The sequence below is a fragment of the Marinomonas algae genome, from assembly GCF_047525555.1.
Lineage (GTDB): Bacteria > Pseudomonadota > Gammaproteobacteria > Pseudomonadales > Marinomonadaceae > Marinomonas.
Window position 1 is genome coordinate 594,970 of sequence record NZ_JBLIXK010000001.1, and the last position, 20,859, is coordinate 615,828.

Sequence of the window (20,859 nt, forward strand, 5' to 3'; positions counted from 1 at the left end):
AATCAGTCTGTTTCTTCCGAGAACTGTTGATTATGAAGCTGTGCATAAGCTCCATTCAATGCAAGAAGTTCACTATGGGAACCTTGCTCAATAATTTCACCGTGATCAACTACCGCAATAATGTCTGCGTTTTCAATAGTCGACAATCGATGGGCAATCGCAATGGTTGTACGATTTTCCATCAAACCATCTAATGCAGACTGTATCGCTCTCTCAGACTCTGTATCCAAGGCAGAAGTTGCTTCATCTAAAATAAGAATTGGGGCATTTTTCAGAATAGCTCGAGCAATGGCTATACGTTGACGTTGACCTCCTGATAGAAGCACGCCATTCTCGCCAACCATAGTATCTAAACCATGATCTAATTCTTGAATAAAGTCCCACGCATTAGCCGCTTTCGCTGCATTAATCACTTCTTCATCATTTGTATCTCGCAGGTAGCCGTAAGCGATGTTTTCACGAATCGTACCATTGAATAACACCACTTGTTGGTTCACTAGGGCGATGTTAGAACGCAAGTCTTTCAAGCGGTAATCAGAGATAGAGTGCCCGTCAATACAAAGCTCCCCATCATCAATGTTATAAAAACGGGGAATCAGGTTCGCCATCGTCGACTTGCCTCCACCAGACCGCCCTACCAAAGCTAGTGTTTTTCCTGCTGGTAAAGATAGGTTAACCTTTTTCAAGGCTTGCTTGTCCGCACCAGGATAAGTGAATGACATAGATCGCCATTCAATATCGCCTTTCAACTTGTCAGCAGAAATCGTACCTTTATCGATCTCTACATCCATATCAAGAAACTCAAAAATACTATGGGATGCAGCAATACCTTTTTGTAATGTGCTATTCACATCAGTTAATTGGCGAATAGGCTTTCCTAACATGCCAGCTGCCGTCAAAAAAGCAATAAAGTCACCCGGTGTCATACCAGAGCTAATAGAAGGACTCAGCGCAAACCAGATTAAAATAGACATAGCAAAAGCTAGTATGAACTGCACAATTGGTGCATTCAGCGCCTTTGTTTTCTCCATTTTAAGCTGTGAGCGTCTATTTTCCTGAGCCGCCTTATAAAATCGCTCAGTCTCATACTGGCTCCCACCAAATATTTTCACAACCTCATGCCCTTTAATCGCTTCAGAAGCCACATCTGTGACACCACCCATGGCATTTTGAATACGCGTACTCAACCTACGAAAACGCTTAGAGGCATAAGACACAACCAAACCAATCAAAGGCACAACTAACAAGAACAATAAGGATAAACGCCAATTCATGTAGATCATGTAGCCTAACAAGCCAACAACCGTTAGTCCTTCACGCAGCAAAACACGAATTGCTTGAGTAATAGAGCCAATCACCTGTTCTGTATTGTAAGTGAGTTTAGCAAGTAATCGCCCAGTGGGAATGGAGTGATAATAACTGGAAGGCAACAAAACAAGTTTATCAAACATGCTTGTTCGCAAGTCGAAAACGACATTGTTGGCGACTTTCGCCATGAAGTAACTGCCTAAAAACGTCCCTACTCCACGTAGGATAAAAATACCCAGTATAGAAAGAGGAATAAGAAGGCGGCTTTCAGTAATTTTTCCATCTGAAACAATATCAACAATATGCTTAAGCAAAGCCGCTAATGCAGGCTCCATAGCGGCATACAATATATATCCCACAAAGCTTAAGAACAAATAGCCCCATGATGAGCGAACATAACTAAGTAAGCGAAAATATATCTTAAAACCGGATTGGGCTTTAGTGTTAGAGGGTTCAGAAATCACTTTATCTTGCATTTATAAATTCGCTTTTTCGATAATAGAAGTTGTCGAATAACCATCGACAAAAGACAATACTTTCACTTCGCCACCAGTTTTTAATACATGCTCAGCGCCCACAATAGTTTCGATGCTGTAATCTCCGCCTTTCACAAGCACATCTGGAGATAACAGCTCTATCAATTCCTTGGGAGTATCTTCATCAAACCAAGTTACCCAATCGATAGCGCCGACACCTTCTAAAACTGCCATTCTATGCACAAGGTCATTAATTGGTCTTTTTTCGCCTTTTAATCGTTTTACTGATGCATCTGTATTCACAGCAACAATAAGACGATCTCCGAGCCCTTTAGCTTGTTTCATATAAGCAACATGCCCAGGATGCAAAATATCAAAACACCCATTAGTAAACACCACTCTTTCACCGTTTACTTGCGCAAGTTTTATTTGGTCTAATAATTCATCTGGAGGAAGGACTCCAAAGTTAGTAGAGTGAGATCGTTTGTACATAATCCCCGCTAATTGATCTGCCGTAATAAATGCAGTACCTAATTTTCCTACAACATAACCGGCGGCTTGGTTCGCGTATTCAATAGCATCAGTAAAACGCTTACTGGTAACATACACAGCTGTTAATACTGCAATCACCGTATCACCTGCACCTGTCACGTCATACACTTCTTTAGCAGAAGTCGCCAAAGAAAACGGCGTTCTACTCTTTTCAAACAATACCAAACCATCTTCGCCACGCGTCACTAACAAGGCGCTCCAATCAAACTGATTTCTTAGCGCTTCACCTTTTTGTTGAATATCTGCATCAGAAGAGCATTTACCAACTATGGTTTCAAATTCAACGAAGTTCGGTTTCACTAGAGTTGCACCACGATAAATCGAAAAGTCATCGCCTTTAGGGTCAACAAAACTAGGGACATTTACTGCATTAGACAACTGAATAAGAGATTGAACGTCCGCTAAACAACCCTTGTTATAATCAGAGTAAATAACCGCATCTGCACTTGGTACACAATCTTTTACCATGGCAGCGACCGCATCATTTTGAGATAAACAATCTTCGCGCTCTTCAAAGTCCAAACGAATCAATTGTTGATGACGGCTCATCACTCGCAATTTCGTAATAGTTGGAAGTCGTTCAGAGCGAACAAAGCGACAAGTCACACCAGAAGACTCTAAACAGCGCTCTAGTGCTGATGCATTTTCATCATTGCCCACAACACCAATTAAAGTGACAGAAACACCTAATTTAGCCAAACCTAACGCAACATTCGCAGCGCCGCCTGGGCGATCTTCAATATTAGAAACTTTCACCACTTGGACTGGTGCTTCAGGAGAAATACGAGAAGTACCACCATGCCAGTAGCGGTCTAACATTACATCCCCAACAACGAGGATGTGCTTACCCTTAAAATTCAGATATGAAGAGTTCATAGTCACATATTATTCGATTTTTGAAAGCCGCCATCTTATCATACTCCCCTACTTAGTTGGACATACCAAATATCACATGAAATAAGGCTATTTACATCATGTTGAACGACACTCTCTCTGACTGCCAATCTTTTGTTTTTGAGCAACTTTTAGAAAACTGGGCGAAATATGGCATAAATCCAGAACATGGCTTTAGCTATGAGAGTATGAATCACGACTGGAGCGTCAATCCTATTGGCCGACTTCGTTTATTAACACAGTGCCGTCAGCTCTATACCTTTAGCCATGCTTATCAACTTGAAGCAAAATCAGAGTGGTACGAAAAGCTTTTACCTCTATTCAACTTTATTACAAAATACTATTTCCAAGAAGATCGTTGGATTTTTTCACTCAACGATGATTTAAGCATTCAAGAAAAGCAATCTGACGCTTATGCTTTGGCCTTCATTTTACTTTCATTCAGTTATTACTATCAGGTAACTCAAGACAAAAAAGCCTTACATTACATAGAGAAGACACATCATTTCTTAATTACCAACATGCAAGCATCAACAGGCGGATTTTACGAATCGTATCCCATTGATATAAACCAAACCCGTCGTCAAAACCCTCACATGCATTTACTAGAAGGCTATATTGCCGCCTTCAACACCACACAAAATGAAGACTATAAAGACGTCATTAAGTCATTACTGTCGCTCGCATTGGAGCGTTTTTATGACAAAAAAACAAAAACTTTACGAGAGTTTTTTAATTCCAATTGGACGCTAGACACTAAGACTGGCAATCAAGTAGAACCTGGCCATCATTTTGAGTGGGTATGGTTACTTTATGAAGCAAATAAAATAGTACCAAATACAGATTACACAGATTTAGCACAACATTTATGGTCAACAGCGACGCGTCATGGATTAGCTGCTAACGGCGGCATTTACAATCAAATAGATGGCAATACTTACCTTCCTATTGATGAAGAAAAACGCATTTGGCCCATTACCGAATACCTCAAGGCAGTTACAGCCATCCCAATAGGAAAAGAAGAGAAGAATCACAGAATAGAGAGCGCCCTTAGCTTTTTACAAAGCTATTACTTTCTAGAAAACGGTGGCTGGAATGAATACCTCAATGAGGACAACACACCAAAAGACTACCCACTACCAGGCACCAGCAGCTATCATATTTTTCTAGGACTGGTCGAAGTGATAAGATGGTCAAATACGGTTAATAAATAAAGACTATGCTTTGTACAAGACCCTTTAAGTTAGAATCAAAGCTTCAATATTTATAAAATACAAACTCAACATTAGGCAAATCAATGAAAACAAGCATTGTCTTTACTACTTACAACTCTCCTGCTTGGTTGGAAAAAGTTCTTTGGGGTTTTTTCAAACAAACAGCAACCAACTTCGAAATTGTCATAGCGGATGACGGCTCTCGTGATGAGACTAGAGAGTTGATCGAGAGAATGCGAAAAGAAACCTCCATTACAATCAAGCATGTTTGGCAAGAAGATGATGGATTCCAGAAATGCCGCATAATGAACAAAGCTATCCTAGCAACTGAAGGTGAATATCTCATTTTCACCGATGGGGATTGCATACCAAGGAAAGACTTTGTTGAGCAGCATTTAGCTCTTTCAGAACCTAACACTTATTTATCAGGCGGCTATTTCAAGCTACCAATGAACATCAGCCAAGCCATCACTAAGGAAGACATTGTCACCCAAAGAGCGTTTGACGTGGAATGGCTCGTTAGTATGGGGCTAAAAAAGACCCATAAAACAATGAAGTTGACCGCAAAAGGTGCTTGGGCGTCTTTTTTAAACAAAATCAGTCCAGCTCGTCCCACTTGGAATGGTCACAGCGCATCCTGCTATAAAAAACACATATTAGCTGTGAATGGTTTCGAAGAAACCATGCAATATGGCGGGCAAGACTGTGAGTTTGGCGACAGATTGGTAAACTACGGCTTAAAGGCAAAACGTATTCGCTATTCAGCTGTTTGTATTCACTTAGATCATAAACGTGGCTACATCACACCTGAAATGCTGGCTAACAGTCGAGCAATCAGAGAAGACACTAAGAAAAATAAAGTAATAAAAGCAAGAGTGGGGATCGATAACCACTAAAAAGCAAAGGCAGTAATATTTAAAATTCTCTCTAATTCAATATACAGGCACAAAAATGGATTACCTATTCATTTCCAGAAAAAACCTACATGCAAAATACTATAGAAGACTTACAGAAAAGCTAGGTGAAGGGTATAACTTACATGTAATGGGAATGCCAAAACTGCAGGCTCTAATGCATTTAAAAGAAGCTTATAGAAAAGACTTCTCAAAGGTAATTCAAAACCAAATTAAAAGAAAAAAAGCACAGAGCAAAGTATGGGAACTCTTTTTAATAGAAGCGATATACGCTAAAGCAATGACATTCTATGAAAAGCTTAGATTTGCAAAATACTTAGCTCTATTTAATGAAGAAAAGCCTGAAAATATCGTTGTTTGGAATGGAAAAAAACTCCCTAATATCACAGCTGTAATGGCTGCTGAGCATCTAAAGGTAAACGTATTTTACTTTGAGAACGGCTTATTACCAGGCACAACAACATTAGACCCTCAAGGTGTAAACGCTGCATCATCATTAAGCCAGGACCCAAAGTTCTACCTGAATTTTGACCCTAAAAATACACTATCCTTTACATTGCCGACTCTTACACAAAGAGCAAACCACAAAAAAAGAAATGAATTTGGAAACAAGGACCTTCCCGATAACTTTTTATTTGTTGCCTTCCAAGTACCCCATGATACCCAAATAGCCAGCCATTCCCCTTGGATCACATCTATGGAGATGCTCTATGAGGAAGTAATGAAGGCAGTTGAAGCTCTTGACCTATCCTTAACAGTCGTATTTAAAGAACACCCAACTTGGCCAAAACATTATGACTCTCTTTACAATAAAAGTGATAAGGCGATATTCGCCAACGGGAATCAAACACCTGAGCTAATCGAAAAAGCGAAAGCTGTTATTACAATAAACTCTACTGTAGGACTGGAAGCATTACTATTAAACAAACAAGTCATTACATTAGGCGATGCTTGTTACAATATTGATGGGCTTGTACAAAACGCAAAGAATGCTAACGAGCTAATAGAATCCCTAAAAAATATCGAGCAAGGATGGAAAGCAAATTCGGCTCTACGGGATAAATTCTTCACCTACCTCAAGCATATATATTGCATACCGGGGTCTCGAAAAAGTGCTGACAAAGAGCATATTGAAGCGGTCAAAAATAGACTTCATCATACAGATTCTTTTTCACTGTCTCTGGAAAAAGAGCACTGACATTCTATTAATTGCATAGTAAATAGTAGACCTCTAATACAGCACACTTTTAATAGAGGTCTACTATTTACTCACGAATCCACACCAAACAAGTCGCGAGTGTAAACTTTATCTTTTACATCCAACATATCATCCGTCATTCGATTAGCAACGATGACATCTGACATTGCCTTAAAGTCTTCTAAGCTTTTAATCACTTTTGAATTAAAGAAGTTCTCTTCTGATAAAGCCGGCTCATACACAACTACCTCAACGCCTTTCGCTTTGATTCGCTTCATCACACCTTGGATCGCAGAAGCTCTAAAGTTATCAGAGCCGACTTTCATCACTAAACGGTAAATACCAACGACTTTTGGCTTATTTTTAAGAATCGATTCTGCAACAAAATCTTTTCGAGTGACATTGGCGTCTACAATCGCACGCACTAAGTTATTAGGCACTTTGTCATAGTTAGCAAGCAGCTGCTTAGTATCTTTAGGTAAGCAATAACCACCATAACCAAATGAAGGATTGTTGTAGTGTTTACCAATTCGAGGATCTAAGCCAACCCCTTCAATAATCTGGCGACTATTAAGTTCATGAGATTCCGCATAGCTATCCAATTCATTAAAGAAAGCCACACGCATTGCTAAATAAGTATTAGCAAACAATTTAATCGCTTCTGCTTCGGTAGAATCTGTCAACAATACATCTATGTCTGTTTTTTCTGCCCCTTGCACAAGAAGGTCTGCAAACACTTGAGCTCTCTCCGATTGCTCTCCAACAATAACGCGAGAAGGATACAGATTATCGTACAGAGCCTTGCCTTCTCGTAAGAACTCAGGAGAAAAAAGTAAATTATCAGTCGAGTATTTTTGACGAGCAGATTTGGTGAAACCGACAGGAACCGTTGATTTCACTACCATTATGGCATTTGGATTGATTTCCATAACGTCTTTGATAACAGATTCAACATGACTGGTATTAAAATAGTTCGTCTCTGGGTCGTAGTCTGTTGGTGTGGCGATAATGACGTAGTCCGCATCAAGAAAAGCAGCTTTTTTATCAAGTGTTGCGACAAAATTTAATTCTTCTTCAGCTAGGTAACGCTCAATATCTTTGTCTTCAATTGGCGATACTTTATTGTTCAGCATATCTACTTTTGCCGGAACAATATCCAAAGCAACAACCTGATTATACTTCGCTAACAAAAGTGCATTTGAAATACCAACGTACCCAGTTCCTGCAACAGCAATCTTCATTAACCTTTGTCCTTATCCATCAAAAACGTCATAACGATTAGCCAGCTATTTTACAGCCTGTTACATAATTAAAAACGTCTAATTTATCTTTTTTACTAATTCAAAGGAAAAAATCATGAAAATGACGTTGCTCGGAGCATTCGTTTAGCCCATTGACTCCAAGACCCAACGTATACAAGATGCGCCTCTATTCCCGCATAGTTCAACGCCAGCACATTATGACAAGCGGTAACACCAGAACCGCAATAGTAAACATAATCACTGCTCTTGGACGACAACCAATCCTGCCACTCGACATGTAATTGCTCTGCAGGTTTGAAGCAACCATCAGCATCCAAATTGTCACTAAAAGGGCGATTTATCGCACCGGGAATGTGTCCGGCAACAGGGTCTATCGTTTCATTCTCGCCATTAAAACGATCAGGAGTTCTCGCATCGACTAACTGAAACTGATCTGTTTCGAAGTTTTCGACAACCGCTTGCTCATTAACTGCCCAAGGAAAATCCACTTCAAACTGATAATCGACTGATTTGGCCAATCCGTTCTCTAAAGATACAGGCAATCCAGCTTTCAACCAGGCAGGAAAACCACCATTTAATACACGAACATCAATACCCTGTTGAATTAGCATCCACCAAGCTCGAGCAGCAATCGCGCCCCCCATGTCATCATAAACCACCACTTGGCTTTCAGAATGAATCCCCCAATCTTGCAACTGCTTGGAAAACACAACTGACTCAGGCAAAGGATGACGCCCCGTCACTTCTGTCTCAGGAGATGCAAGCTGATGATGGACATCAACAAAAATAGCTTTGGGAATATGCCCTTTTTGATATTCAGACAACCCCTTTGAATGGTTCGTTAAATAAAATCGGCAATCCAGCACAATCACATTTTCCTGCTCAAGCAGTACATTCAGTTCATTTGCATCTATCAAGCTTTTTAATAACACAATCATTCCTTAACAAGGCTAAAAATTGACGAGCAAGCTTTTGTTATCTATTACAAGCCTACTTTGATTCTTCTGTTTTTGTTAATATTCACACTAATTATTTCAACTTCCGAGTTTTTTTATGTTACGTATTGATATCATTCTTACAGAGCAAGGTTTAGCGAAGTCTCGCTCTCAGGCTCAAGCTTTTATCAGCGCAAACCGAGTCTCATACAAACATAATGGAACCTGGTTGAAAGTAAACAAACCTAGCTTAAAGCTCTCTCCCGACGTAGAACTCAACATCACCCAAGATGAATCTGATAAATACGTTTCTCGCGGAGCATTAAAGCTAGAAGGTGCGCTATCGCATACTCAACTAAACATTAAAGGTTTCAATGTAATAGATATCGGCCAGTCAACTGGTGGCTTTAGTGATTGCGCGATACAGCAGGGTGCAGCTCATGTGGTCGGAATCGAAGTTGGCCATGATCAATTAGACTCACGCTTACGCGACAACCCAAACATAACTTGCTTGGAAGGCATCAACGCTCGCAACCTTTGTGTTGACGATTTAAACGAGCACTTTCCTGAAAACGGTTTCGACTTGGCAGTAATGGACGTTTCTTTTATCTCTCAAACAAAAATCCTCCCACAATTGCCTGCCTTGCTGAGTGAGAGCGGCCACTTAATCACATTGGTCAAACCGCAATTTGAAGTGGGCAAGGAATTCATTGGCAAAGGGGGAATCGTAAAAGACCAAAAGCGTGTAAGCCTGTTAAGTCATGACATTCAGGCTTTTGTAAAAGAACTGGGATTTGAGGTTCAATGCTACATTGAAAGCCCAATCAAAGGCGGAGATGGCAATCAAGAATTCTTACTCTGGGCTACTCGAGCTCAATCGTAAAAAAGCGAACTTATAACATTTCGTCGTAATTTAGATGTTGGCTTGGAGTGATTTCTCCTGCCTCTTTTTCTTCCAATTCAGTGATGTAGTTTCTCGCCATATAAAAGCCTAAACAGCCAAATATGACAGAGCCAATCGCTTGCCCGAACAATATTCCCTCAGCGCCCATAAACAAAGCAAATATCGTAATCAAAGGCCAAGTTCCTAGGGTCGCACGGCCAAAGTTAAGCAAGGTGCTATTAAAAGGCTTTCCTAAATTATTAAACACGGCGATAGCGATAAACAGCAAACTTTGAAAGAAAAAGCTAAAAGAAACAAAGGTCGCAAAAAAGCGGATCAAATCGGCACTTTCTTGCGTTGCACTGAACACAGACACCAGCCAATCTTGTATTTGATATAAAAACAAACACAAGAGCACACAATAACCAAACGCATAAATAACCGCACTACTAATGACATCATGCATACGATCAAAACGACCAGCTCCGTAGTTTTGCCCTAAAATCGGCCCAACAGCGCCAGACAAAGCAAACACGCCAGCAAAAACAACAGGAATAACACGACCAATAATCGCCACAGCCGCAACAGCATCATCCCCAAATGACGACGTATGCTCCATAACAATTGCATTGGCCAAGGGAGAAGACATATTCGTCAACATAGCAGGAACAGCGATAACTGAAATGGATTTCACATCTTTAAAGAAATCCATCAAATCAAATTCAGCCAACATTTTGTGGACATAAACCACGCCATAATATGACACAGCTACCATTGAAAAACGGGCAACCAAAGAAGCAATCGCAGCGCCCTGCACGCCTAAACCGAATGCAAAAATAAAAATAGGATCTAGTACGGCATTGATTAACCCACCAACTAAGGTGGCATACATAGCACGACGGGCATCGCCCAACGCACGCATAATACCAGAGCCAATCATGCCTATCATCACGGCCGGCATTCCAAGAATCAGTATCTGTAAATACCCAGTTGCCAAATCTAAAGTAAGCCCCGTCGCACCAACGAACAGGAGAATATGAGGGATTTTAGGCCATAAAAACCACACCACAGAAGAAGAGAAAATAATGCCAAATGCCAGTACATTCACGGATCGCCGTTTGGCTAACTCTACATCCCCTTTACCTATCGCCTTTGAAACCAGAGCAGTCGCAGAAATAGAAACAGCGATACTCAAAGAAATCGTAAAAAACATAATAGCGCTGGAAAAACCAACTGCAGCAACCGCTTCTTTCTCGCCCAGCATAGAAAGAAACAGCATATCAACCAGATCGACAAGAAACATGCACATCAACCCAAATGCACCTGTCATCGACATAACAGCAACATGTTTAAAAGTTGAACCTTGTGTGAGTTTTGCCGGACTTGGCATTTTGTCTCCTGAAAATACGACCTAAAACACAGTGTAGAGGCCAGCGCTGAAAATAAAAAAAACCGGACAAGCAAGCTCTTGTCCGGTTCTTTATTTTCTCATGTCTCGCCTTTTGAGAGAATCCTTACTTTACCGATAACGCTAATGAATAGAGGAATTTTCACGATTAAATACGATTTTCTCTACATCGGTAAAACGCTCTGCGAAATGCACCGTCATGCCATCTTTTACTGAATCCGGTAACTCATCAAAATCACGACGATTCGGCTCTGGTAAAATCACTTCGTTAATTTTACTTCGCTTAGCCGCAATAATCTTTTCCCGAATACCGCCCACGGCGAGCACTTGTCCTGTTAATGTTAGCTCCCCCGTCATGGCCAATCCTCGACGAACAGGCTCTCCTTTCGCTAACGACAATAAAGCCGTTGCCATAGAAATACCCGCACTTGGACCATCTTTCGGTGTTGCGCCTTCTGGCACATGCAGATGCACCAATGACTTATCAAAGAATTCAGGGGATTTTTGATAACTCTTCGTATGGGAGAAAACATAAGAATAAGCAATTTCTGCCGACTCTTTCATGACATCACCCAGTTTACCGGTCAATTTCAAACCTCTCGTGAGCTCATGCACTTTATTAGCTTCAATTGGCAATGTCGCTCCGCCCATAGAAGTCCAAGCCAAACCAGTGACCACGCCGACTCCTTGCAAAGTCTTCTCAGCACGGAAATACGGCATACCAAGCAAGGCTTCTACATCTTTCACTCCCACATTAATGTGCTCTTTTTCGCCTGTCATTAATTCAACAACCGATTTTCTTAACACCTTTTGTAGAAGTTTATCCAACCCTCGAACACCCGCTTCACGAGCATAATGCTCGATAATATGACGCAATGCGGCATCGGTAATATTGAGTTGTTTCTTTAGCAGCTTGTTTTTCTTAAGTAATTTAGGCCATAAATGCTGTTTGGCAATGGCGAGCTTCTCGTCTGCAATATAACCAGACAAACGAATAACATCCATACGATCCAACAAAGGTGATGGAATGGTATCAAGCTGATTGGCCGTACAAATGAACAAGGCTTTCGACAAGTCAATGCGCATATCCAAATAATGATCAAGGAACTCACTGTTTTGCTCTGGATCTAGTGCCTCAAGCAAAGAGGATGCTGGATCGCCTTGGAAAGAAGAACCAATTTTGTCGATCTCATCTAACATGATCACAGGGTTTTCCACCTCAACATCTTTTAGCGCCTGCACAAACTTACCCGGCAAAGCGCCGATATAAGTGCGTCGATGACCTTTGATCTCAGCTTCGTCACGCATTCCACCCAAACTAAATCGATAGAACTTACGGTTTAATGATTCCGCAATGGATTTACCAATCGACGTTTTACCCACACCAGGAGGTCCAACCAACAACAATATGGAGCCGCCCATTTCACCGCGATGCGCACCCAGCGCCAAAAACTCGACAATGCGATCTTTTATATCGCCTAGACCAGCGTGATGTGACTCAAGAACATCACGAGCAAGTTTGATATCTAAATTATCTTCAGAATGAACACCCCAAGGCAATGATGTTGCCCAGTCTAAGTAATTCCTTGTCACACCATATTCTGGTGAACCGGTTTCAAGAATACTCAGCTTATGAAGCTCATCTTGTATTTTATCGTTCACTGCTTTTGTCAGTGTTTTACCTTCCAATCTGGCTTCAAATGTTTCCACGTCGGAAGTGCGATCATCTTTTGAAATCCCGAGTTCTTTTTGGATAACTTTAAGCTGTTCTTTGAGAAAGAACTCTCGTTGATGCTTGCTAATTTTATCGTTTACTTCGGCACTGATTTCATTATGCAGACGCGCAATTTCTAGCTCTTTCTTCAAAAGAGTCAAGGACAAACGCATACGCGCTTGAATCGGTTTTGTGGCCAATACTTCGTATAAATCCTCCGCTTCAGCAGAGGTAATGGAAGCCGCAAAATCCGCTAGCAATCCGGACTCATTGAAAGAGAAACGTCCTAAATACAGTTTCAGATCTTCACTAAACAAAGGATTTAGGCGTATCAACTCCTTAATCGCATCCAGAATTGCAATGGAATAAGCCTTAGATTCGTCGTCATTGGTTTTTGAGTCATTAATGTAGCGAACTCGAGCAAGGTAAGGAGCTGTCTCACTTAACCACTCAATCACCTCGAAACGCTTCACACCTTGAGCCAAAAACGTCAGTTTTTCATTCTGCTTTTCCGCTTTATGGACTCGAGCCACACACCCTATCGTGCGAAAATCATCAACAGTTGGTGCAGCTCCATTCTCTTTTTTATCTGAATAAACTAATCCAACGGCTGCCTGTGGGTGTTCTGCAATTCGCTCTAGAGTGTCTTCCCATTTATCTGCATCCACCATAACTGGCTGAATTTGAGCCGGGAAAAAAGGCCGACTCGTGATTGGCAAAACAAATAAAGTTTCTGGTAGCACATCATCTGGCAGCGCCAAACCTTTGGGGTCGCTCACCACAACACTTTCGTCTTCTTGGCTTAAATTATCGTCTTCTTGTATATCTAAATATTGTTCGTCATCAATCATAAGAAACGTCTCAATAATTCCCTTTCTTTTTCAAAAGAATGAAAAATTAACATGGTAATTTATCTGTAATTCCCTCTTATGTAATGACGATCTGACTAAAAACAACACTTAATCTAACCTTTCAACATCCTTCCTTACTTATTAAAAATCAACCAAGAGGACAAGATTAGTTATTTGGCCTCTATTCACTTAATGCTATTATAAAAAGCATAAGCACAGCACAAACCCACCTTACCTCCAAAGTTCAAAATAAAGGACAGGCCGATGACCCGCGATGAACTACTTAGTACCTACAATGATATTTTTGTAATCGAGCACCCTTTTGTAAAACACAAACTCACCAGCCTGCGTGACAAAAATACCAGCACGAGAGAATTCCGTATGTTAGTGGAAGAGCTTGGAACTCTAATCGGCTACGAAGCAACACGCGATTTAGAAACGCAGGACATTGAAATCGAAACCCCTCTCGAAAAAGCAATGTGCCCTGCGCTAAAAGGAAAGAAACTTTGTATTGTGACTATTATGCGAGCTGGCAATGGCTTAGCTGAAGGCGTTCTTAAACTGTCTCCTTCTGCACGCGTTGGTCATGTTGGCTTGTATCGAGATCCAGATACCAAGCAACCGGTAGAATATTATTTGAAAATGCCGCATTCTGTGAATGAGCGCACCATCATTGTTGTCGACCCTATGCTTGCAACAGGTAATTCGGCAATTATGGCCATCGATAAAATGAAAGAAATGGGGGCAACAGACATACGATTCATCTGTCTTTTTGCAGCTCCAGAAGGCATAGAAGCATTCAAAAAAGCTCATCCAGATGTTGCAATGTACATAGGTGCAATCGACCGTGGATTGGATGATCACGCCTACATTCGCCCAGGTGTGGGCGATGCTGGTGATCGCATCTACGGAACTCGATAATCACCAAACCACTAACGTACTAAAAAAGAGCCTCTTTTCGGGTTAAGAAAAGAGGCTCTTCTGTAATATACGAACAAGATCAAACAATCAGCTTTTCAGGGCTAGAAAAGCACCGGCACTTGCCATGATTCCACCTGACGTACGATTCAGTCTCTTCATTGAGCGCTCAGATTTCATTAAGCGTCTGGCTTGTGAAGCCCCGACAGAAATTGAACTGATTCCCAGCATCAGAGCAGTGAAAGCAAGTACCGCCGCAATCACAATATCAAAACCACTTAATACCGTTAAATCCATGAAAGTCGGTAAAAAGGCGATATAAAATAGAATCACTTTAGGATTCGATGCAGAAATCATAAAGCCTTGTATAAAGCTTGCCACTTCGCTTTTTGATTCAAGCTGAGTAAAATCTTCAGAAGACGTGGCTACTGGCGCCACCCACATTTTCCAACCAAGATAAATAAGATACGCAGCGCCAATATAGCGAATCGCCAAGAAAACACCTTCCCAAGTAGACGCAATCGCAGCCAGACCAAAACAAGCCATCACCAAATAAACAATGTCACTCATCACCATGCCAAGGCAAAGAGAAACGCTGGCGCGCGCGCCTTTCGTCATGCTTTTAGCGATCACAGCAAAGACACCTGGACCTGGCGTCACCGCAAAAATCAAAATTGCGAAGAAAAAAGTAATACCGCTTTCTAGTGTCATTCCTCTAACTCCACGCCACAGCTGGCTAATACCATACGAGTAATAAAGTGTTTTGCTTCTTCATAGTCGGAATCTTCTAAAGTATCTTTTTGCAAAACAATTTTCACCTGCGCGTCAAAGTCGGCATACGTCTGAGTCATCGCCCAAATACTGATAAAAAGATGCTCAGTAGAGACAGGTTCCATCAAACCTTGATCAATCCAAGTTTGTAGCGTCGCTTTTTCACGAGCCAATTCAGTGACAAACAAACGTTTTAAATAATCGAGCACAAACGGCTCTTCTCCAATCAACGCCATCGCAAACACTTTAGAAGCATTTTTGTTCATTCGAGATTGATCAACTTTCTCACTAATATAACGAGTAAGGTTAATTCTAGGCCCATCTTCAACATTAAATTCGCTTACCGAATCCAGCCAAAGTCGCAAAATACGCTCAAGGACTGCTTCTAATAAGTCTTTCTTAGAGCGGTAATAATAATGAATATTCGCCTTTGGCAGCCCAGCTTCATTCGCAATCATTTGTGTTGTCGTTTTCGCCAAACCTTGGCGCGCAAAAACACGCTCTGATGTTTCTAAAATAAGCGCTTGGTTCTGCTCTCTAATATGAGATTTTAGCTGATCTTTTGCTCTTGTTGTTTTAGTCAAGGATATGCCTCACTGCTCACAGATACACTAAAAAAGCCTTCATACTGAAGTCATTCGATATAAATCATAAGAAAGTAGGATAACATTTTTTAGAATAAGCACGAAGAAGTTAGCAGCATAAAAAAAGGGAGCCGAAGCTCCCCATTTCCCCTCGTAGCAGAGACCTGCGTGACTATAGGCATTCGTCACTAGGCTAACTGCTACACCACGTTGGCGCTGTGATTGATCGCAATGAAAGCATTGCAGAATCAATGTTTTGAATCGATGGAAAAACCATCGTCAGTAGAAATAAGAATCTACCGAAAACACACTGTGCTTTGACCCTTCATTTTCAGAGAAAAACACAATGGCTTATGTAAGTCATACATTGATTATATGCAGCTGATTTCACAGTGCAATAGGTAGAAGGCAAAAAAATTGACCGATCGATCAATTTTTTTAGTTTATTGTACTTTTTTAGGAGGTAAAGACTTAGAAACAAGGTTTCGGCCTTTCTTTTTAGAGCGATACAAGGCCTCATCTGCCCTTTTTAGTACAGAATCTGGAAGCTCCCCTACATCAGCAAAAGCAACGCCAATACTTACCGTAACGTTAACATCTATCTCTCGCTTCTTTTTTGGCTCCAGTACCTGAACTAACGTTTCTTGTATGTTTTCACGAACCAATTCTAAAACTTCTACGATTTCATCAATTCGATCATGACGAAAGACTACGGTAAATTCCTCCCCACCATAACGAAAAGCTCGCCCTGGGCTAGAAAAGCGCTTCAATTGAGTCGCAACACTCTTTAACACTTTATCGCCCATATCATGGCCATAAGTGTCGTTAAACTTCTTGAAGTGATCAACATCCACCATAGCTAATGCATATTGCTTTGGCAGACCAACCAACTTTTCATTTAACGCACGCCTGCCTGGTAATTTGGTCATATCATCAAGGTAAGCCATACGGTGACTTTCCATCAGCAAGAACCAAATCCACAGTAAAAACTGAGCAGACAGAAGTGCATCAAATTGAGTATCTGATATCGCGAAATGACTGATGATCAGCAGACTTACAATACTCATCAACCCGCAAGCTCGAAAAGCATCACCGCTTAACCACCAAGCAACACTGATCGCAGATAGACTCACCGCCAACACACACCAAAGTAGAACAACGGACCAAGTGGTTGCCGTCTGAAAGAAAGCTTTATCTAGGAAAGCAAACGATACCCAGTTACGTTCAATGGCATAACACCAGCTCACCAACATCAAAATGAATAAGCCGCGATTGATGGCAAATCGATTAAAAAAGCCTCGTTCTTGAACAAATCCAAGCAAAGCAATACAAAAACATGAAACCACTAAATAAGCCGTTAGAGACGCGTCTTGGTCAAAGTCACCATATAACTTCGGAATCAAGAGCAAAAGCACCAAGAGGAGGACACGACCTTTGTTAAAATGCCACGAGAGTAGAATCCCCACACCGGCTAAAATCACCGGTAACAAAGGCAACAAACCAAGCCATAAAGATGACAAGTGGTTTACATATAAACTGGCATACACACTAACAATGAGGATGAAAAACGGTGCCAACAGTGACTTCAAACGCTCAGACATATTAGCTCAAATCCAAACAATTATTCGAATAGACAAGTGGATACATCACCTGTAAAAAACGATCAAAAATGACACTTTGACTTAATTAAGGTAAATACTTACATGTCTTCATACAGTACTATTATGCATTATCTTGACTATAGAAATACATCACTGACATGTAAGTTTAAAAAAGTAATTTTATCAATGAAAACCAAGAAATTAGAACACTTCCGATAGAGCAAACAATCTATATCATAATTTTTGTAAGCCAAACAAAAACTAAAGCTATTAAATGGTTTTAGTTTTTTAGATAATGGTACTACATTTAGATAATGATCACGGGCTATGCAGAACCTTTTAGGTAAAAAGCATAGCATGAAACGTATTTGAGATTTTGGCTTTTTTATGAACAAGAACAAAACTTTAGATGTCTATTTTGTGATCATCATCCTTCTACTGATCATTCTAGGTGCATTTATTAACCGCAGTGAAGATCAGGAAAGCCACAACTCTGTTGACGAAGTAGAAAGCCTAGGCTCGTTTGATTTTGACGAAGATGAAGCCACGCCTTTTGAAAAAGCATATTTCAAATCCCACCCAATAAAATCTGACGTACCTGATTTTTCAACTATCGCTAATATAAAAGCCCGAAAAGCCGCTTTTTTCAATTTTCTAGCTCAATTCGCATATGAAAAGAACAGGCTCACACAAGATGATCGAAAACGGATAAATGCACTGTTAAACAAAAGCACTATGTCGAACAGAGAAAAAATGTGGGTATCAACAATGCGCAAATATCACAAGCTCCAAGTTTTAGACACTTACTCTAAACAAGACCTAAAAGAGTTATTACACCATGTTGATATTATCCCTACCTCTCTTGTACTAGCACAGGCAGCCAATGAGTCTGCTTGGGGCACATCTCGCTTTGCCACTGAAGGCAATAACTTTTTTGGCCAATGGTGTTTCCGAAAAGGCTGTGGGTTAGTTCCAGCCTCCAGAAATGATGGTGCAGATCATGAAGTTCGTAAATTCCACGATGCAAGAGAGTCTGTTTTTGCCTACATAGATAACCTAAACAGTAACGCAGCTTACAAAGAGCTCAGAGCCGCTCGTGCAACGCTACGCCAAAAAGGTAAAGCCATTACAGGTTTAATTTTGGTTCATGGCCTAGAGCACTATTCTGAGAGAGGCCACGCTTATGTTGAGGAAATTGAAGGACTTATCAGTTACAACAAACTATGGCGCTTTAACAAATCACAGCCCAATCCAAAAGCGCAATAAATCCATATAAGTATTAGGAAATCTCTTCTATGGGGTGGCTAAGAGTGCCCCCCTTCATTACAATACCGTAATATTTTACCCACTCACCAAACGAGGAAATTCAATTGGCCCGTTTACCTGTTATTGTTGGCTTTGGCGGAATAAATTCGGCTGGTCGTACTTCTTCACATCAAGCATATCGCCGAATTGTTTTTGACCTTTTACCAAGCTCTATCCAGCAGGACGTTTTACTAGATCTTGCCACTCTGACCAATATGGCAGAATACAAAAATGGCATGTGGCATACAGAGGGCGGAGAATCATTAGATTCTGCATCCCTTATCGATAGCATTGGCGATTCTTTACTTGCTCGCACATTAATTCGTCGCATTCACCCTGACCTTTTCGATGTAGATCACGTTGTTTTACATAAATCGACGACGTTGAACGCCAGTACTCCTGATGAAAAATTAAGCTTTACAACAAAAACTCGCTCACTACCAAAAGAGCGCCCAACAAATTGGCAAGTCACTGAAATCTCAGACACACTGAGCGAGGTCGTTGTCGATGGAAGCTTAGAAACCTTTATAAAAGACACAAGACCTTTATCTGTTAAAGCTGCTGGACAATTGCCAACAGGATTTGACCCTTCCAAGCTTTACCAGAGCCGCAACCATCCTCGCGGCTTGCAAATGACGGTATATGGCGCATCTGATGCAATAAAAAGCAGCGGAATCGACTGGGAAGTTATTCGTAGCAAAGTGGCTCCTGACCAAATGGCTGTTTATGCTGCAAACTCCATTGGCCAAATGGACGACCTTGGCTTTGGCGGTATGCTTAAGTCTGCCCTAATGGGTAAGCGCACGACATCAAAACACCTTCCTTTAGGCTATGCTCAAATGCCTGCTGACTTCGTTAATGCCTACATACTAGGCAGCGTCGGAAGTGTTGGTACTTCTATCGGTGCATGTGCAACCTACTTTTTCAACTTAGAAAAAGCCATCGATGGCATCAAATCAGGAAAATTCCGTGTTGCTATGGTTGGTGGCAGTGATGCTCCAATTACAGCTGAAATCATTGAAGGCTTTAGAACTATGGGAGCTTTGGCAGAAGACACAGCTCTTCTTGCCTTAGACCAAATCAGTAATCAAGCTGAGCCAGACCATACTCGCAGCTGTCGTCCTTTTGCACAAAACTGCGGCTTTACTATTGGCGAGTCAAGCCAGTGGACATTGCTTATGGATGATGAACTTGCTATCGAGCTTGGAGCGGAAATTTACGGCGCGATTCCTGCTGTATTCTCTTATGCTGATGGGCACAAAAAATCCATCTCTGCACCTGGCATTGGCAACTACCTAACCATGAGCAAAGCCATGGCGTATTTGCAAAACATCATTGGTAATGATGGCTTAACTCAGCGTACCTTCATTCAAGCCCATGGTACTAGCACACCGCAAAACAGAGTGACAGAATCTCACGTACTGAGCGAAGCAGCCACCAGCTTTGGTGCGACTGACATTCCTGTTGTTGCTATGAAAGCTTTCTTAGGACATTCCCAAGGAACCGCTGGCGGAGATCAACTTCATTTATCTCTCGGTGTTTGGAAAGACGGTATTTTACCTGGAATCACAACATCTCATGCAATAGCAGATGACGTTTATCAAGACGGCTTGAAATTTCAACTGAAGCATGAAGCGTACGGCAAAGATTACTTTGACGCAGCTCTTCTTAACTCAAAAGGTTTCGGCGGAAACAATGCAACAGCGGTTTTACTGTCACCAAATCAGACAATGAAAATGCTAGAGAAACGCTATAACGCTGAGCAGATAGACGAGTACAAAGCAAAGAATGCCAAGGTACTTGACGCAGCAGAGCAATACAATCAAGCAGCGATTAAAGGTGAAGCTTTGCCTATTTATAAATTCGGCTTCAATGTACTCGGTGGTGAAGATCTAAACATTTCTAGCAATGAAATCCAGCTGCCTGGATACGATGTTGCAGTGAATCTGAGCGATATCGAAAATGAATTTAGCGATTTGAAATAAGCATTCATTTATTAGCCAACATCTAAAATAAGGTGTTGGCTGATCTCTTCTTTGAATAAATACCTTTCTACGGCAACTCTGCTTCT

General features: G+C 41.1%; 16 protein-coding genes. 7 read left to right on the plus strand and 9 right to left on the minus strand.

The window, feature by feature from the left end; genetic code table 11:
* Window positions 1–2 precede the first annotated feature (2 nt).
* Complete coding sequence (gene msbA, locus ACMUMQ_RS02810; protein ID WP_414680511.1) at window positions 3–1,784, minus strand: lipid A export permease/ATP-binding protein MsbA; 1,782 nt, start codon at window positions 1,782–1,784, stop codon at window positions 3–5.
* Entirely contained in the window at window positions 1,785–3,212 is a 1,428-nt protein-coding gene (gene hldE / locus ACMUMQ_RS02815; protein ID WP_414680512.1) for a bifunctional D-glycero-beta-D-manno-heptose-7-phosphate kinase/D-glycero-beta-D-manno-heptose 1-phosphate adenylyltransferase HldE, read from the minus strand.
* Window positions 3,213–3,310: 98 nt separating this feature from the next.
* On the opposite strand from hldE, the gene ACMUMQ_RS02820 reads away from it, so the two are divergent.
* From ACMUMQ_RS02820 to ACMUMQ_RS02830, 3 genes are all read left to right on the plus strand, one after another.
* A complete protein-coding gene (locus ACMUMQ_RS02820; RefSeq protein WP_414680513.1) occupies window positions 3,311–4,444 on the plus strand; it encodes an AGE family epimerase/isomerase in 1,134 nt (377 codons plus the stop codon).
* An 83-nt stretch (window positions 4,445–4,527) separates the two neighbouring features.
* Window positions 4,528–5,340, plus strand: coding sequence for a glycosyltransferase family 2 protein (locus ACMUMQ_RS02825; RefSeq protein ID WP_414680514.1), 813 nt, complete (start codon window positions 4,528–4,530; stop codon window positions 5,338–5,340).
* A gap of 55 nt (window positions 5,341–5,395) precedes the next feature.
* Entirely contained in the window at window positions 5,396–6,556 is a 1,161-nt protein-coding gene (locus tag ACMUMQ_RS02830) for a capsular polysaccharide export protein, LipB/KpsS family (protein WP_414680515.1), read from the plus strand.
* A 71-nt stretch (window positions 6,557–6,627) separates the two neighbouring features.
* Here the strand turns inward: ACMUMQ_RS02830 and ACMUMQ_RS02835 are convergent, their stop codons facing one another.
* On the minus strand, window positions 6,628–7,797 hold the full coding sequence (locus ACMUMQ_RS02835) for a nucleotide sugar dehydrogenase (RefSeq protein WP_414680516.1): 1,170 nt from the start codon (window positions 7,795–7,797) through the stop codon (window positions 6,628–6,630).
* Window positions 7,798–7,910: 113 nt separating this feature from the next.
* Entirely contained in the window at window positions 7,911–8,750 is an 840-nt protein-coding gene (locus ACMUMQ_RS02840; protein ID WP_414680517.1) for a sulfurtransferase, read from the minus strand.
* 121 nt (window positions 8,751–8,871) lie between these two features.
* Between ACMUMQ_RS02840 and ACMUMQ_RS02845 the strand changes: the two genes are divergently transcribed.
* Complete coding sequence (locus ACMUMQ_RS02845) at window positions 8,872–9,636, plus strand: TlyA family RNA methyltransferase (protein ID WP_414680518.1); 765 nt, start codon at window positions 8,872–8,874, stop codon at window positions 9,634–9,636.
* A 10-nt stretch (window positions 9,637–9,646) separates the two neighbouring features.
* Here ACMUMQ_RS02845 and ACMUMQ_RS02850 read toward each other — a convergent pair whose 3' ends face one another.
* Both ACMUMQ_RS02850 and lon read right to left on the minus strand, forming a co-directional pair.
* Window positions 9,647–11,026 (minus strand): MATE family efflux transporter, encoded by a 1,380-nt coding sequence (locus ACMUMQ_RS02850; RefSeq protein WP_414680519.1) that lies wholly within the window; start codon window positions 11,024–11,026, stop codon window positions 9,647–9,649.
* Window positions 11,027–11,167: 141 nt separating this feature from the next.
* Window positions 11,168–13,609 carry an endopeptidase La gene (gene lon / locus ACMUMQ_RS02855; RefSeq protein ID WP_414680520.1) on the minus strand — a complete coding sequence of 814 codons (2,442 nt, stop codon included), beginning with the start codon at window positions 13,607–13,609 and terminating at the stop codon, window positions 11,168–11,170.
* Window positions 13,610–13,873: 264 nt separating this feature from the next.
* Between lon and upp the strand changes: the two genes are divergently transcribed.
* The gene (gene upp / locus ACMUMQ_RS02860) at window positions 13,874–14,530 is read left to right on the plus strand and encodes a uracil phosphoribosyltransferase (protein WP_317002987.1); all 657 of its coding nucleotides are present in this window, start codon (window positions 13,874–13,876) and stop codon (window positions 14,528–14,530) included.
* An 87-nt stretch (window positions 14,531–14,617) separates the two neighbouring features.
* On the opposite strand, the gene ACMUMQ_RS02865 is transcribed toward upp, so the two are convergent.
* From ACMUMQ_RS02865 to ACMUMQ_RS02875, 3 genes are all read right to left on the minus strand, one after another.
* Window positions 14,618–15,238 carry a LysE family translocator gene (locus ACMUMQ_RS02865; RefSeq protein ID WP_414680521.1) on the minus strand — a complete coding sequence of 207 codons (621 nt, stop codon included), beginning with the start codon at window positions 15,236–15,238 and terminating at the stop codon, window positions 14,618–14,620.
* Complete coding sequence (locus ACMUMQ_RS02870; protein WP_414680522.1) at window positions 15,235–15,882, minus strand: TetR/AcrR family transcriptional regulator; 648 nt, start codon at window positions 15,880–15,882, stop codon at window positions 15,235–15,237. Before ACMUMQ_RS02870 ends, ACMUMQ_RS02865 begins: the two co-directional genes overlap by 4 nt.
* Window positions 15,883–16,325: 443 nt before the next feature.
* Window positions 16,326–17,483 carry a GGDEF domain-containing protein gene (locus ACMUMQ_RS02875; protein ID WP_414680523.1) on the minus strand — a complete coding sequence of 386 codons (1,158 nt, stop codon included), beginning with the start codon at window positions 17,481–17,483 and terminating at the stop codon, window positions 16,326–16,328.
* A gap of 387 nt (window positions 17,484–17,870) precedes the next feature.
* Between ACMUMQ_RS02875 and ACMUMQ_RS02880 the strand changes: the two genes are divergently transcribed.
* Complete coding sequence (locus ACMUMQ_RS02880; RefSeq protein WP_414680524.1) at window positions 17,871–18,749, plus strand: glucosaminidase domain-containing protein; 879 nt, start codon at window positions 17,871–17,873, stop codon at window positions 18,747–18,749.
* Window positions 18,750–18,853: 104 nt separating this feature from the next.
* On the plus strand, window positions 18,854–20,773 hold the full coding sequence (locus tag ACMUMQ_RS02885; protein WP_414680525.1) for a beta-ketoacyl synthase: 1,920 nt from the start codon (window positions 18,854–18,856) through the stop codon (window positions 20,771–20,773).
* Window positions 20,774–20,859: the final 86 nt, after the last annotated feature.

Coding starts and splice junctions, on each gene's coding strand:
- ACMUMQ_RS02850 (WP_414680519.1), bottom strand. CDS start 11,026: ATGCCAAGTCCGGCAAAACTCACACAAGGTTCAACTTTTAAACATGTT.
- lon (WP_414680520.1), bottom strand. CDS start 13,609: ATGATTGATGACGAACAATATTTAGATATACAAGAAGACGATAATTTA.
- ACMUMQ_RS02820 (WP_414680513.1), top strand. CDS start 3,311: ATGTTGAACGACACTCTCTCTGACTGCCAATCTTTTGTTTTTGAGCAA.
- ACMUMQ_RS02875 (WP_414680523.1), bottom strand. CDS start 17,483: ATGTCTGAGCGTTTGAAGTCACTGTTGGCACCGTTTTTCATCCTCATT.
- ACMUMQ_RS02880 (WP_414680524.1), top strand. CDS start 17,871: ATGAACAAGAACAAAACTTTAGATGTCTATTTTGTGATCATCATCCTT.
- upp (WP_317002987.1), top strand. CDS start 13,874: ATGACCCGCGATGAACTACTTAGTACCTACAATGATATTTTTGTAATC.
- ACMUMQ_RS02830 (WP_414680515.1), top strand. CDS start 5,396: ATGGATTACCTATTCATTTCCAGAAAAAACCTACATGCAAAATACTAT.
- ACMUMQ_RS02825 (WP_414680514.1), top strand. CDS start 4,528: ATGAAAACAAGCATTGTCTTTACTACTTACAACTCTCCTGCTTGGTTG.
- ACMUMQ_RS02845 (WP_414680518.1), top strand. CDS start 8,872: ATGTTACGTATTGATATCATTCTTACAGAGCAAGGTTTAGCGAAGTCT.
- msbA (WP_414680511.1), bottom strand. CDS start 1,784: ATGCAAGATAAAGTGATTTCTGAACCCTCTAACACTAAAGCCCAATCC.
- ACMUMQ_RS02835 (WP_414680516.1), bottom strand. CDS start 7,797: ATGAAGATTGCTGTTGCAGGAACTGGGTACGTTGGTATTTCAAATGCA.
- hldE (WP_414680512.1), bottom strand. CDS start 3,212: ATGAACTCTTCATATCTGAATTTTAAGGGTAAGCACATCCTCGTTGTT.
- ACMUMQ_RS02865 (WP_414680521.1), bottom strand. CDS start 15,238: ATGACACTAGAAAGCGGTATTACTTTTTTCTTCGCAATTTTGATTTTT.